Consider the following 13,607-nt stretch of genomic DNA (forward strand, 5'->3'; position numbering starts at 1 on the left):
CGCACGGCTTGCGCAGCGACGGCGCAAGGTGGTGAGGGCAAGGCGGCAGGACATGGACGCGATCGTAGTGGCGGTTTGCAATCGAGTAAAGACTATTTACGGATCGTGTCGCGATCTTGTTGCAATCGGACTGCGGCTGTGGATGCCGTGCAACAACGGTGGTGCGCGCCGATAATCGACGGTTTGCCTGCCGCGCCGGCCCGACGACTGTTTTCCCTTGACGACCACCACACCCCTTCGCATCGAATTCCCCGAATCGCTTCCTGTCTCCAGCAGGCGCGACGAGATCATGGCCGCCATCTCGGCGCACCAGGTCGTGATCGTCTGCGGCGAGACGGGCTCGGGCAAGACCACGCAACTGCCGAAGATCGCCCTCGCGCTGGGCCGCGGCAAGCTCAACGCCGAGCCCGGCAAGGGCCGGCTCATCGGCCACACGCAGCCGCGCCGCATCGCCGCGAGTTCGGTGGCCAAGCGCATCGCGGAAGAACTGAAGACACCGCTGGGCGACGTGGTCGGCTTCAAGGTGCGCTTCCAGGACCGCCTCTCGCGCGACGCCTCCGTCAAGCTGATGACCGACGGCATCCTGCTGGCCGAGACGCAGACCGATCCGCTGCTGAAGGCCTACGACACGCTCATCATCGACGAGGCCCACGAGCGCTCGCTGAACATCGACTTCCTGCTGGGCTACCTGCGCGAGATCCTGCCGCGCCGGCCCGACCTGAAGGTGATCGTCACCTCGGCCACCATCGATGCAGATCGCTTTGCCCAGCACTTCGCCTCGGCGAAGGGGCCGGCGCCCACCATCTTCGTCTCGGGCCGCACCTATCCGGTGGAGCAGCGCTACCGCCCCTTCGAGGAATCGCGCGAACACGACCTGAACGACGCCATCGCCGACGCGGTCGACGAACTCTGGCGCGATCCGCACAACGCGGGCGACATCCTCGTCTTCCTGCCCGGCGAGCGCGAGATCCGCGAGGCGGCCGACCACCTGCGCCGCCACCTGAGCCACCAGCCGCTGCTGCGCAGCGCCGAGGTGCTGCCGCTGTTCGCGCGGCTCTCGGGCCCCGAGCAGGACCGCATCTTCGACGGCCACACGGGCCGGCGCATCGTGCTGGCCACCAACGTGGCCGAGACTTCGCTCACCGTGCCGGGCATCCGCTACGTGATCGACACCGGCACCGCGCGCGTCAAGCGCTACAGCTTCCGCAGCAAGGTCGAGCAGTTGCTGGTCGAGCCGATCAGCCAGGCGGCGGCCAACCAGCGCGCGGGCCGCTGCGGCCGCGTGGCGAACGGCATCTGCATTCGCCTGTACGACGAGAAGGATTTCGAAGGCCGTCCGCGCTTCACCGACCCTGAAATCCTGCGCTCCTCGCTGGCAGGCGTGATCCTGAGGATGAAGTCGCTGCGCCTGGGCGACGTGGCGCGCTTTCCGTTCCTGGAGGCGCCGTCGCCGCGCGCCATTGCGGACGGCTACCAGCTGCTCAACGAGCTGGGCGCGGTCGACGACGCCAACGAACTCACGCACACCGGCGCCGAGCTGTCGAAGCTGCCGCTGGACCCGCGCGTGGGCCGCATGATCCTGGAGGCCCGCTCGCGTGGGGCGCTGGAAGAAGTGCTCGTCATCGCGTCGGCCCTGAGCGTGCAGGACGTGCGCGACCGCCCGATGGACGCGCAGCAGCAGGCCGACCAGGCACATGCGAAATTCGACGACGAGAAGAGCGAGTTCAGCGGCTACCTGCGGTTGTGGAAGTGGATCGCCGATGCTCGCGGGGGGCATGGAGACACCCACAAGCTCAGCAACCGGCAATACGAACAGCTGCTGCGCCAGAACTTCATCAACATCCGCCGCGTGCGCGAGTGGCGCGACATCCATTCGCAGCTGCTCACCGTGGTCACCGAGCACAAGTGGCGCATCAATGCGCAGCCGGCCGGCTACGAGGCGCTGCACATGTCGATGCTGTCGGGGCTGCTGGGCAACATCGGCTGGAAGCTGGAGGACGACGAGGCCTACCTCGGCGCGCGGGGCATCAAGTTCCACAAGCACCCCGGCGCTCACCTGAAGAAGAAGCCCGGGCGCTGGATCGTCGCGGCCGAACTGGTCGAGACCACGCGGCTCTTCGGCCGCGGCATCGCCAACATCGAGCCGCAGTGGCTCGAACAGGTGGCGGGGCACCTGCTGAAGAAGCAGCTGCTCGATCCGCACTGGGAGAAGAAGGGCGCGCAGGTGTCGGCGCTGGAGCGCGCGACGCTCTACGGCCTGGTGGTCTACAGCGGCCGGCGCGTCGACTTCACCCGGGTCGATCCGGTGGCGGCGCGCGAGATATTCATCCGCGAGGCGCTGGTGGGCGGCCAGTGGGAAACCAGGTTCCCGTTCCTGCAGGCCAACCGCAAGCTGGTGCGCGAGGTCGAGGGGCTGGAGCACAAGTCGCGCCGGCAGGACGTGCTGGTCGACGACGAGCTGATCTTCGCCTTCTACGACGCGCAGCTGCCCGCCGACGTGGCCGGTGGCACCAGCTTCGAGAACTGGTACCGCCAGGCTTCCAAGGACCAGCCGCGCCTGCTGTACCTGACGCGCGACGAGCTCATGCGCCACCAGGCGGCGGGTATCACCACGCAATCATTCCCGCCTACGCTGCGGCTGGGCGGCGTCGATTGCGCCGCGACTTATCTGCACGAGCCTGGCGACGCGAAGGACGGCCTCACCGTCAGCGTGCCGCTCTTCGTGCTCAACCAGGTGAGCGAGGAGCGTTGCGAGTGGCTGGTGACCGGCATGCTCAAGGACAAGATCCAGGCGCTGCTCAAGAGCCTGCCGCAGCGCCCGCGCTCGCGGCTGGTGCCGCTGCCCGAGTCGGCCTCGAAGCTGGCTGAAGAACTGTCGGCGCCCGAAGTGTTCGGCACCGGCTCGCTGACCGACGTGCTGCTCAAGCGCGTGCGCGACATGACCAGCATCGACGTCAAGCGCGCCGACTTCAAGCTCGACATGCTGGCGCCGCACCTGTTCATGAACCTGCGCGTGGTCGACGAGCACGGCCGGCAGCTGGGCATGGGGCGCAACCTCGGCGCGTTGAAGGCGGAGCTGGGCGCGCAGGCACGCGGTGCCTTCCAGGCGCTGGCGGGGTTGAACGTCAAGGCGTCGCCGCAGAAGAAGGCAGCCGCCGCCGCGCCGGACGACCGGTCGAAGACACCTCCCGCGAAGGCGGCCGAGGCGCCCGCCGCGCTGCCCGCCGGCCAGCGTTACACGGCCTGGACTTTCGGCGAGCTGCCTGAACTGATGGAAGTGCGCCGCGGCTCGCAGTCGCTGATCGGCTTCCCGGCGCTGCGCGACGAGGGCGACGCGGTGACCATCGAAGTGTTCGACGAACCGGCCGTGGCGGCCGCCAGGCATCGCGCCGGCCTGCGCCGCCTGTTCGCGCTGCAGCTCAAGGACGCGCTCAAGTACCTGGAAAAGAACATCCCCGACCTGCAGAAGATGTCGGTGGCCTACATGCCGCTGGGCACGTCGGAGGAACTGCGCGCGCAGATCATCGACGTGGCGATCGACCGCGCCTTCCTGCAGGAGCCGCTGCCGACCGACGAATTCGCGTTCAAGCGCCGGCTGGAGGAGGGCCGTGGCCGGCTCACGCTGATCGCCAACGAGGTCGCGCGGCTGGCCGGCACCGTCCTCGTCGAGTACGCGGCTGCCGTGCGCAAGATCAAGGACACGAAGATCCAGCCTGAAGCCGTGCAGGACGCCGCGCAGCAGCTGCAGCGCCTTGTCGGCAAGCGCTTCATCTCCGACGCGCCTTGGACGCAGCTGCAGCACTTCGCGCGCTACCTGAAGGCCATCGTGCTGCGGCTGGACAAGCTGCGCGCCGATCCCGCACGCGACGCGAGCAAGCTCGCCGAGCTGAAGCCGCAGGATCAGCGCTACTGGCGCCTGGTCGCAGAGCGCAAGGGGGTGGTGGACGAGCGCATGCTCGAATTCCGCTGGCTGCTGGAAGAGCTGCGCGTGAGCTTCTTCGCGCAGGAGCTGCGCACGCCGCAGCCGGTGAGCGTGAAGCGGCTGGACAAGGCCTGGGCGCAGCTGCAGGCCTGATGGCACGAAGAAAAGCCCGCTTGCGCGGGCTTTCCCTTGGTTCCCTCAGTAACGTGACGCGTTGGCCGCAAAGGCTATATGCGTCCCATGAGCACGAGGATCACCACGATCAGCACGACCAGGCCAAGGCCGCCGCTGGGTCCGTAGCCCCAGGAGCGGCTGTAGCCCCAGCTTGGCAGGGCGCCGATCAGCAGCAGGATCAGGATGATCAGCAGAATGAATGAGAGCGACATGTTTTCTCTCCAGGGCGTTGTTGCGATGAGTCTTCATGCTGGCCCCATCGAATCGCGCGGAGGGCCGGAGGGTAGCCCCTCCGGTGGTCAGGCAACGTCCTACCGGTGGCGTCGGCGCTTTGCCGGCGCGCTCGCAGGCATGAACAGAAGCCCAGCCGCCACCAGCAGGAAAACAAGGCCCAGGCCGCCCGTGATGGCCGCGCCGCCCCACAGCGAAAAGAAGCCGTCGAGCATGGCGTCCTGTGGGGCGTTCGGATCGAAGAAGACGTCGACCGTTTCGCCGACCTCGTAGGCCGGCGGGCTGCTGCTGCTCGACGGCGCGAACTCGATGATCTCGCCCGACGGCGCCTTGAAGCGCACCAGCGGCTTCCAGGTGCCCGACTCGTTGCGCTTCGAGCTTTCGACGTGGAGCAGCCGCATCACCTCGCCCTGCGTGCGGCCGGCCGAAGCGATGAAGGTTGCCGTGTTGTGGTGCAGCAGCCAGGCGACGGCGCACAGCACCAGGCCGACCGCACCGAAAACGAGCCTCAGGATCGCAACCGGGTTGTTCTTCATTCGGGCAGCGTCGGCCGGGCAACGTCGCCGCGTCAGAGGCGCGCGAGGCGCTCCAGCGCCGCGAGCAGCGTTTCGTCCTTCTTGGCGAAGCAGAAGCGCACCACGCGCTGGTCGAAGCCATTGCCGTAGAAGGCCGACAGCGGAATGGCGGCCACGCCGATCTCGCGCGTGAGCCACAGGCAGAACTCCGCCTCCGAGAGGTCGCTCACCGCCGAGATGTCCACGCACTGGAAGTAGCTGCCTTCGCTGCGCAGCAGCCTGAAGCGGGTCTTCTCGGCCAGGCCGGCGGCGAACAGGTCGCGCTTGCGCTGATAGAAGGCCGGCAGCTCCAGGTACGGCTTCGGCTCGGCCATGTACTGCGCGAGCGCGTGCTGCATCGGCGTGTTGACGGTGAACACGTTGAACTGGTGCACCTTGCGGAACTCGGCCATGAGCGGGGCGGGCGCGGCCACGTAGCCGACCTTCCAGCCCGTGACGTGATAGGTCTTGCCGAAGCTGCTGACGATGAAGCTGCGCGCGGCCAGCCCCGGAAAGCGCGCCACGCTCTCGTGGCGGGCACCGTCGAACACCATGTGCTCGTAGACCTCGTCGCTGATCACGAAAACGTCGGTGGGCGCGAGCAGCTCCTCGAGCTTGCGCATCTCGGCTTCGGTCCAGACCGTGGCGCTCGGGTTGTGCGGCGTGTTGATGATGATGGCCCGCGTGCGCGGCGTGAGCGCGGTGGCGATCCTGTCGAAGTCGGGGCGGAAGGTGCCTGGTACCAGCGGCACGCGCACCACGCTGCCGCCGGCGAGCTCGATGTTGGGCACGTAGCTGTCGTAGCAGGGCTCCAGCACGATCACCTCGTCGCCCGGGCGCACCACGGCGAGGATGGCCGTGATGATGGCCTGCGTGGCGCCAGCGGTGACGGTGATCTCGGTCGCCGCGCTGTAGCTGTGGCCGTACTGCGCCGCGATCTTGGCGGCGATGGCATCGCGCAGCGCCGGAATGCCTGGCATCGGAGGGTACTGGTTATGGCCCGCGGCCATGGCGGCCGTCACGTCTTCGAGCAGCTTCGGATCGCAGTGGAAGTCCGGGAAGCCCTGGCCCAGGTTGACCGCGTTCTTCTCCGCGGCCAGCGCCGACATCACGGTGAAGATGGTGGTGCCGACGGCCGGCAGCTTGGTGACGATGTCGGGCGTGCGTGGGGACGTGCTCATGATGTTCGTGATTTCTTCAACTGTTGTTCCACATGCCACTTGCTCGTCGCGACCCCTTCCAGGAACGCCGCGGAACCGGCTTTGCCGGGCCGCAGGTGTTGCCCCTGCAAGGGGGTTGGCGAAGCGACACGAAGTGCGCGAAGCCTGGGGGTGATCCTGTTTACAGTTCGTAGTCTTGTTGGTGGCCACTCAAGGCCTTCGCGATCAGGTTGCGGTCGAGCCGGTCGGAGAGCAGCTCGGCGAACTTGAACACGAAGTTGCGCAGGTAGGCGCTGCGCTTGAACGCGACCCGCGCGATATTCTGGCCGAACACATGGCCCATCGGGCGCACCACGAGGTCGGCGTTCGACTCGTCGCGCACCGCCATCTCGGCCACGATGCCCACGCCCAGCCCCAGGCGCACGTAGGTCTTGATCACGTCGGAGTCGATGGCCTCCAGTGCGATGCGCGGGGTGAGCTTCTTCTGCGCGAAGGCGTGGTCGATGCGCGTGCGGCCGGTGAACGAGGGGTGGTAGGTGATGATCGGCTCGCTCGCCAGGTCTTCGAGCGAGACGCGCTCCTTGGAGGCCAGCGGGTGGTCCTTGGGCAGCACCAGCACGTGCTGCCATTCGTAGCAGGGCAGGGTCACCAGCTCGGCGTAGCCGTCGAGCGACTCGGTGGCGATGCCGATCTCGGCGATTTCGTCGATCACCATGCGCGCCACCTGGTCGGGCGAGCCCTGGTGCAGGCTGACGTTGACCTTGGGGTAGGCCTCGCGCAGGTTGGCCACGGGCACCGGCAGCACGTAGCGCGCCTGGGTGTGGGTGGTGGCGATGGAAAGCGTGCCGCTGTCCTGTGCGCTGAACTGCTCGCCGATGCGCTTGAGGTTGCCCACCTCGCGCATGATCAGTTCGATGCTGGCGATGACGTGCTGGCCGGGTTCGGTGACGCGCTTCAGCCGCTTGCCGTGGCGCGCGAAGATCTCGACGCCCAGTTCTTCCTCGAGTTCGATGATGGCCTTGGAGACCCCGGGCTGCGAGGTGTGCAGTGCCTTGGCCGCCTCGGTGAGGTTCAGGTTGCGCCGCACGGCTTCCTGAACAAACTTGAACTGATGCAGATTCATATCAAATTCCGTCTTATTGCGGAATTCATTATGCCTTCGGAATCTATCGAAATTGCCGAATGTTCATGATTTGACCGCAATCCGGGCCAGGAGATCGACCAGTTCTGGCTCTTCGCCAACGATGCGAGCGAGCGAGAAGCCGATGGCGGGCCAGCGTTGGCGCAGCGCCTCGACCTGCAGCGGCAGGTCTTCGCGCGCGTGCTTGCCCATGCCGAGGAAGAGCGGAACCACCCGGATGGCGGTGGCGCCGCCGCCGATCAGCGTCTCGACTGCGGTGGGCAGGTCGGGCGTGGCCAGCTCCATGTAGGCGCAGGCCACGAGGGCGTCGGGATCGTCGGCGCGCACCCGCTGGGCGACGGCCTCGATGGGCTGGCGCCAGCGCTCGTCGCGCGAGCCATGCGCCAGCAGGACGATGCCCCGCCGGATGCCCTGGGCTGCGGTCATCGTCGCAGCACCAGCCAGCTGAAGGCCGTGAGCGACATCACCGAGTAGATCAGCCCCGGCGCCGCCGCAGTGAGCCATGGCGACCAGTTGCTGAGGTTGCCCAGGTAGCCGAACACGTTGTTCAGCAGGAAGAAGCTGATGCCGATCATCACGCCGCCGAACACGTAGGTCGTGATGCCCGACTGGCGGAAGTGCAGGTAGGCGAAGGGCAGGGCGAGCACCACCATCACCAGGCACGACAGCGGGTAGAACACCTTGCGCCAGAACTCGATCTCGTAGCGCTGCGCGGTCTGGCCGTTGGCGTCGAGATGGCGGATGTAGTCGAACAGGTCGATCGTGCTCATCCGGTCGGGCCGCAGCAGCGCCACCGACACCATCTCGCCGGTCAGCGAGGTCGGCCAGTTCAGCTGCGGGATCTTGGTGGTGACGATGTGCGCCTGCTCGGCCGAGCTGCGCGTGTCGTATTTCTGCTCTTCCACGCCGGTGAGCATCCAGTGGCCGTCGTTGCCGATGGCGGCCGAGGCCGCGGTGATCTGTGTCTTGATGTAGCCGTTCTCGTCGAACTCGAAGATGCGCGGGCTCTTCAGCGCGCCCTTGCGGTCGATGGCCAGCACGTTCACCGCGTAGGAGACGTTGTCGCGCTTCTCCTTGAGCCAGGCGCCGGTGTTGCCGGCCAGCGAGTAGGTGCCCTGGTACTTGGCCTTCAGCAGCTGGCCGGTGCGCTCGGACAGCGGCGCGACGTAGTCGCCGATGGCGAAAGTCAGCACCACGAAGCCGATGCCCATGAGCAGAAGCGTGCGCAGCGCGCGCCAGGGACCCAGTCCGCTGGTGCGCAGGATGGTGTATTCGGAGCTCTGCGCCAGCCGCGCCATCACGAAGATCGAGCCGATCAGCACCGTGATCGGCAGCAACTCGTAGAGATGGCTCGGGACCAGCAGGGCCACGTAGACGAGCGCCTGCGCGGGCCCGTAGTTCAGGCTGTCCGGCTTGCCGATGGACTGGAGTTCGTCGACGAAGTCGAAGAAGAAGAAGAGGCTCAGGAAGCCGAGCGTCACGAACGCGACGGCCTTCAGCACCTCGACGTAGATCAGGCGTCTTATCGTTTTCACGTGGGTTCGATCCTGGGAGCGGAAGGCGGCATGGCCGGGGTGGCGGACGGGCTCCTCCTGATCCGGCGTCCCCAGTTGTTCTGGCGGGCGCCGAGCCATGCCAGGTTGATCAGCAGCACGCCGCCGTGCAGCAGCAGCATGAAGCCGCCCATGCCGAACTTGCCCGAGCTGATCCAGCTCTGGCCCAGGTTGAGCATGTTGTAGTAGACGACGAAGGCGAAGAGGGCGAGCAGGAGGTTGCCGCTGCGGCCCACGCGTGGATTGCCGCTGGAGACGTTCAGCGCCAGCAGCACGAAGTTGATGGCCGCCAGCAGCATGCCGATGCGCCAGGCCAGCTCGCCGCGGCTCGCATCGCTCGCGTCGGTCAGCAGCGACAGCGTGGTGCGCGCGCGCGGAGGCGTCGCGTCGCCCGTGAGGCCGGAGCTTCCGCCGGCGCGCGTGCCGTATGTCTTGAATTCGCTGATCTTCAGGCCGGTGGCGGTCATCGGCTGCTCGAGCCGCTGGCCGTTGTTGAGCAGCAGGTAGCGCGAATCGCCGATGTTCTCGATGCTGCCGCTGCGCGCCGAGGTCGTGATCTGCATGTTGCGCTCGATCGACCAGATGAAGACGTTGGTGGCCCTGGAGTTGTCGGGCGTCTCCTTGTCGATGAAGAACACGCGCACCCGGCCGGCGGATTCGCGGAATTCACCTGGAGCCACGCGCTCGATGTCGCTGCGCTGCTCGTACTGCTTGCGCATGCCGATGGTCTGCGAATTGGCCCAGGGCCAGCCCACCAGCGCCATCACGGCGATCAGGATCAGCACCGGCCAGGCGAAGCGAAACAGCGGCTTGACGAAGTCGGCCATCCCCTGTCCGCTGGAGAGCCAGATGACCATTTCGCTGTCGCGGTACATGCGCGACAGGGTGCCGACGATGGCGATGAACAGGCTCAGGCTCAGGATGGTCGGCATGTAGCCGAGCACCGTGTAGGCCATCACCAGGAACACCTCCTGCGGATTCACACTGCCCTTGGACGCGAGCCCGAGGGTGCGGATGAGCATCATGGTCATCACGATGGTGACCAGTACCACGAGGGTCGCTCCGAAGCTGCGGGACAGCTCCTTGCGTAGGGAAGAATGGAATAACATCGTTCGAGGAAAAAAAGGATTATGGACTTTCAACTCAAGACCCTCACCGTCGCCCAGGCCGCAGCCGAGAAATCCGATGTCCTGATCGTGCTCGTCGGCAGCGCTCCCATCACTTCCAAAGACCCGCTTTCCGTGCTCGCCGCCAGCGCCCGCAAGGCCGGCGACCTGCCCGACAAGGCCGGCAAGCTGCTCGGCCTCTACCGTCCTGAAGACGTGGTCGCGGGCCGCGTGGTGCTCGCCGCCATCGGCGACGGCAAGCCCGCCTCGGTGCGCAGCGGGGTCGCAGCGGCGATCAGTGCCGCCAAGGCGCAGGCTCCCAAGCGCGTGACCCTGGCCTTCGCGCAGCCCGCCGATGGCGCGGCGGTGGCCGCTGCCGTCACCGCGGCGGCCGACGCCAGCTATGTCTACACCACCACCAAGTCGAAGGCCGAACCCCGCAGCATCCGCCAGCTGACCATCGGCGTGGCCGACGCCGGGGCGGTCTCCGCCGCCTTCGACGAAGCCCGCGCCACCGTCCGGGGCATCGAACTGGCCAAGGAATGGGGCAACCGCCCCGCCAACCACGCCACGCCCACGCTGCTGGGCGAGGCAGCAAAGGAGTTGGCGAAGCTGCCGAACATCAAGTGCGAGGTGCTGGGGCCGAAGGAAGTCGAGAAGCTCGGCATGGGCTCCTTCGCCGCCGTGGCGCAGGGCTCGGCGCAGCCGCTGCGCTTCATCGTGCTGCGCTACCACGGCGCTCCCAAGAGCCAGGCGCCCGTGGTACTGGTCGGCAAGGGCATCACCTTCGACACCGGCGGCGTCTCGCTCAAGCCGGCGGCCGAGATGGACGAGATGAAGTTCGACATGTGCGGCGCGGCCAGCGTGCTCGGCACCTTCCGCGCGCTGGGCGACATCCAGCCCGCCATCAACGTGGTCGGCCTCATTCCCTCGTGCGAGAACATGAACGACGGCCGTGCCGTGAAGCCGGGCGACGTGGTGACCAGCATGAGCGGCCAGACCATCGAAGTGCTCAACACCGACGCCGAGGGCCGGCTCATCCTGTGCGACGCGCTGACCTACGCCAAGCGCTTCGAGCCCGCCGCCGTGATCGACATTGCCACGCTGACGGGCGCCTGCGTGATCGCCCTGGGCGGCGTGCGCAGCGGCCTGTTCGCCAGCGACGACACGCTGGCAGCCGCGCTCGAAGCCGCCGGCGAAGCTTCGCAGGACCGCTGCTGGCGCATGCCGCTGGACGACGACTACGCCGAGGGCCTGAAGAGCAACTTCGCCGACGTGGCCAACATCGCCGGCCGTGCGGGCGGCGCCATCACCGCCGCAAAGTTCCTGCAGCGCTTCACGAGCGACTTCGCATGGGCGCACCTGGACATCGCCGGCACGGCCTGGAAGAGCGGGGCGGCCAAGGGCTCTACCGGCCGGCCCGTGGGGCTGCTGGTGTCCTACCTCATGGGCCGCGCGGGCAGCGCCGACACATCGGGCAAGGCCGACGGTGCCAAGGCGAAGACCGGCAAGAAGGCCAGCAAGGCCGCCGCGGCTCCCGCCGGAAAGACCCGGACTGAGAAGTGACCGAGATCGGCTTTCACTACAACGCGCGCGACAAGCTGAACTACGCCTGCCGGCTGGTTCGCAAGGCCGTGAACACGCGCGGCCTGCGCGTGGTGGTGGTGGGCGATGCGCGCTCGCTCGATGTGGTCGATGCGGCGCTCTGGCAGCTGTCGCCGGTGGACTTCGTCGCGCACTGCCGCGACGATGCGCCGGCCCACGTGGTCGCGCGCTCGGCCGTGGTGCTGTCGTCGCAAGGCGCCGACGCGGCCTCGCTGCCGCACCGCGAGATGCTGGTGAACCTGGGCCTCGAAGTGCCCGCGGGCTTCGAGCGCTACGAACGCATGATCGACATCGTGAGCGACGAGGCCAACGACCGGCAGGTCGGCCGGTCGCGCTGGCGCCACTATGCCGATCGTGGCTACACCATCCAGCCGCACGACTTCGCAAAGAGTTCCTGACATGGCCAGCACGCTGCGCACGCCGCCCCGGTTCGTTCCCACACTGACGACGGTACTCGACATTCCCGCGGAGCCCGCGAGTCCCGAGCCGCAGGCCGAGCCGGTGCCCCAGCCCGACCCCGCGAACTCGATGGCATTGCCGCCTGCGGCACAGCTATCGCAGGCGGAAATCGTCAGCCTCGAAGAGCAGTTGCTGCACCGCGTCCTGCAGCGCGTCGACCTGTCTCTGGAAGAGCGTTTGAGCGACACCGTGTCAGCTGCCGTTCAGCATCAACTCGATGCGATGGTGCCGCGTCTGCGCAATGAAATCGAGGCTGTTCTGCGTGCGCTCGTGATCGAGGCAATGGCCGCGGAACTCAGCGAAAACACCGGGTCTACGCCAGCTTCCGGGGCCTGAATACTGGGCTAAACTGCGCCGCAGGTCGGAAGGGCGTGAGGGTGCCGCTGGTCTGCGGCGCGAAACTTGCGAGGTCTGCGCGCCCGGATCACACGACCGGTGTTTTTATTCTTTTCATCCAAGTTCTGGAGGTTCCCATGCAATTGAAATGGACTGCGGTCGCACTGGCTGCAATCACGCTTGTGGCTTGCGGCAAGAAGGAAGAAGCCGCTGCCCCTGCGGCAGCGCCCGCGCCAACGGCCGCGGCCCCGGCTGCTGCGCCTGCACCCGCACCTGCCGGAGACACCCTGGTCGTCAAGATCGGTCACGTGGCACCTACCAGTGGTCCCATCGCCCACCTCGGCAAGGACAACGAGTTCGGCGCCAAGATGGCCATCGAAGACCTGAATGCAAAGGGCATCAAGATCGGCGACAAGGTCGCCAAGTTCGAACTGGTTCCCGAAGACGATGCTGGCGACCCGAAGCAGGGCACGGCCGTCGCCCAGAAGCTCGTGGACGAAAAGGTCAACGGCGTTGTCGGTCACCTGAACTCCGGCACCACCATCCCCGCCTCCAAGCTGTACAGCGACGCTGGCATTCCGCAGATCTCGCCTTCGGCAACCAACCCGAAGTACACCCGCCAGGGCTTCAAGACCACCTTCCGCGTCGTGGCTGACGACACGCAGCTCGGCGGCACGCTGGGCAAGTACGCCGTCGAAACGCTCAAGGGCAAGAACATCGCCGTGATCGACGACCGCACCGCCTACGGCCAGGGCGTCGCAGAAGAATTCGAGAAGTCGGCCAAGGCAGCTGGCGCCACCATCGTGGGCCACGAGTTCACCACCGACAAGTCGACCGACTTCAACGCCATCCTGACCAAGCTGAAGGCTGCCAAGCCCGACGTCCTGTTCTTCGGCGGCATGGACGCCGTGGGCGGCCCGATGCTCAAGCAGGTCAAGCAACTCGGCCTGAACGTCAAGTTCATGGGCGGCGACGGCCTGTGCACCGGCGAACTGCCGAAGCTGGCTGGCGATGCCATCGGCGAAGACATGGTGGTGTGCGCTGAAGCCGGCGGCGTCGACGGCGACTTCAAGCAGCCCCTGGAAGACTTCAAGGCCAAGTTCAAGACCAAGAACGGCGTGGACGTGCAGATCTATGCACCGTACGTGTACGACGCGGTCAACGTGCTGGCAGAAGCCATGGTGAAGGCCGGTTCGTCCGACCCCGCCAAGTACCTGCCCGAGGTCGGCAAGGTCCAGTACAAGGGCGTGACCGGCCCGATCGCCTTCGACGAGAAGGGCGACATCAAGAACGGCGCCCTGACGCTGTACACCTACAAGGGTGGTGCGCGTACCCAGATCGCCGTGGTGCGTTGATTCGCTCCAGC

General features: G+C 66.8%; 12 protein-coding genes. 5 read left to right on the top strand and 7 right to left on the bottom strand.

The features are described 5' to 3' along the window. The first annotated feature begins 217 nt into the window (after positions 1–217). The gene (gene hrpA / locus ABL838_RS14575) at positions 218–4,075 is read left to right on the top strand and encodes an ATP-dependent RNA helicase HrpA (protein WP_418125733.1); all 3,858 of its coding nucleotides are present in this window, start codon (positions 218–220) and stop codon (positions 4,073–4,075) included. Positions 4,076–4,149: 74 nt separating this feature from the next. On the opposite strand, the gene ABL838_RS14580 is transcribed toward hrpA, so the two are convergent. The 7 genes from ABL838_RS14580 to lptF form a co-directional block, all read right to left on the bottom strand. Then, positions 4,150–4,308, bottom strand: coding sequence for a DUF3309 family protein (locus tag ABL838_RS14580; protein WP_126019481.1), 159 nt, complete (start codon positions 4,306–4,308; stop codon positions 4,150–4,152). A gap of 99 nt (positions 4,309–4,407) precedes the next feature. Continuing rightward, a complete protein-coding gene (locus tag ABL838_RS14585; RefSeq protein WP_418125734.1) occupies positions 4,408–4,863 on the bottom strand; it encodes a DUF3592 domain-containing protein in 456 nt (151 codons plus the stop codon). A gap of 32 nt (positions 4,864–4,895) precedes the next feature. Then, on the bottom strand, positions 4,896–6,062 hold the full coding sequence (locus ABL838_RS14590) for a pyridoxal phosphate-dependent aminotransferase (RefSeq protein ID WP_418125735.1): 1,167 nt from the start codon (positions 6,060–6,062) through the stop codon (positions 4,896–4,898). Between the two features lie 160 nt (positions 6,063–6,222). After that, positions 6,223–7,164, bottom strand: coding sequence for a CysB family HTH-type transcriptional regulator (locus ABL838_RS14595; protein ID WP_125950822.1), 942 nt, complete (start codon positions 7,162–7,164; stop codon positions 6,223–6,225). Positions 7,165–7,227: 63 nt separating this feature from the next. Beyond that, positions 7,228–7,608 (bottom strand): sirohydrochlorin chelatase, encoded by a 381-nt coding sequence (locus ABL838_RS14600; protein ID WP_418125736.1) that lies wholly within the window; start codon positions 7,606–7,608, stop codon positions 7,228–7,230. Further along, positions 7,605–8,717, bottom strand: coding sequence for an LPS export ABC transporter permease LptG (gene lptG / locus ABL838_RS14605; RefSeq protein ID WP_126019490.1), 1,113 nt, complete (start codon positions 8,715–8,717; stop codon positions 7,605–7,607). Before lptG ends, ABL838_RS14600 begins: the two co-directional genes overlap by 4 nt. Continuing rightward, a complete protein-coding gene (lptF, locus tag ABL838_RS14610) occupies positions 8,714–9,844 on the bottom strand; it encodes an LPS export ABC transporter permease LptF (RefSeq protein ID WP_369658223.1) in 1,131 nt (376 codons plus the stop codon). Before lptF ends, lptG begins: the two co-directional genes overlap by 4 nt. A gap of 21 nt (positions 9,845–9,865) precedes the next feature. Between lptF and ABL838_RS14615 the strand changes: the two genes are divergently transcribed. The 4 genes from ABL838_RS14615 (at position 9,866) to ABL838_RS14630 (ending at position 13,596) form a co-directional block, all read left to right on the top strand. Continuing rightward, on the top strand, positions 9,866–11,407 hold the full coding sequence (locus tag ABL838_RS14615; protein ID WP_418125737.1) for a leucyl aminopeptidase: 1,542 nt from the start codon (positions 9,866–9,868) through the stop codon (positions 11,405–11,407). Next, positions 11,404–11,844, top strand: coding sequence for a DNA polymerase III subunit chi (locus tag ABL838_RS14620; protein WP_184638130.1), 441 nt, complete (start codon positions 11,404–11,406; stop codon positions 11,842–11,844). Before ABL838_RS14615 ends, ABL838_RS14620 begins: the two co-directional genes overlap by 4 nt. Before the next feature lies 1 nt (position 11,845). Next, entirely contained in the window at positions 11,846–12,241 is a 396-nt protein-coding gene (locus tag ABL838_RS14625) for a hypothetical protein (RefSeq protein WP_369658220.1), read from the top strand. 137 nt (positions 12,242–12,378) lie between these two features. Next, positions 12,379–13,596, top strand: a complete 1,218-nt coding sequence (locus ABL838_RS14630) for a branched-chain amino acid ABC transporter substrate-binding protein (RefSeq protein WP_126019500.1) — start codon at positions 12,379–12,381, stop codon at positions 13,594–13,596. The last annotated feature ends 11 nt before the right edge of the window (positions 13,597–13,607 follow it).

Origin of the sequence: Variovorax sp. 160MFSha2.1 (genome assembly GCF_048305075.1) — a bacterium.
Lineage (GTDB): Bacteria > Pseudomonadota > Gammaproteobacteria > Burkholderiales > Burkholderiaceae_C > Variovorax > Variovorax guangxiensis.

Excerpts from the sequence above, each read along its gene's own strand:
- ABL838_RS14580 (WP_126019481.1), bottom strand. The coding sequence starts at position 4,308 with ATGTCGCTCTCATTCATTCTGCTGATCATCCTGATCCTGCTGCTGATC.
- ABL838_RS14585 (WP_418125734.1), bottom strand. The coding sequence starts at position 4,863 with ATGAAGAACAACCCGGTTGCGATCCTGAGGCTCGTTTTCGGTGCGGTC.
- ABL838_RS14590 (WP_418125735.1), bottom strand. The coding sequence starts at position 6,062 with ATGAGCACGTCCCCACGCACGCCCGACATCGTCACCAAGCTGCCGGCC.
- ABL838_RS14595 (WP_125950822.1), bottom strand. The coding sequence starts at position 7,164 with ATGAATCTGCATCAGTTCAAGTTTGTTCAGGAAGCCGTGCGGCGCAAC.
- ABL838_RS14600 (WP_418125736.1), bottom strand. The coding sequence starts at position 7,608 with ATGACCGCAGCCCAGGGCATCCGGCGGGGCATCGTCCTGCTGGCGCAT.
- lptF (WP_369658223.1), bottom strand. The coding sequence starts at position 9,844 with ATGTTATTCCATTCTTCCCTACGCAAGGAGCTGTCCCGCAGCTTCGGA.
- ABL838_RS14615 (WP_418125737.1), top strand. The coding sequence starts at position 9,866 with ATGGACTTTCAACTCAAGACCCTCACCGTCGCCCAGGCCGCAGCCGAG.
- ABL838_RS14625 (WP_369658220.1), top strand. The coding sequence starts at position 11,846 with ATGGCCAGCACGCTGCGCACGCCGCCCCGGTTCGTTCCCACACTGACG.
- ABL838_RS14630 (WP_126019500.1), top strand. The coding sequence starts at position 12,379 with ATGCAATTGAAATGGACTGCGGTCGCACTGGCTGCAATCACGCTTGTG.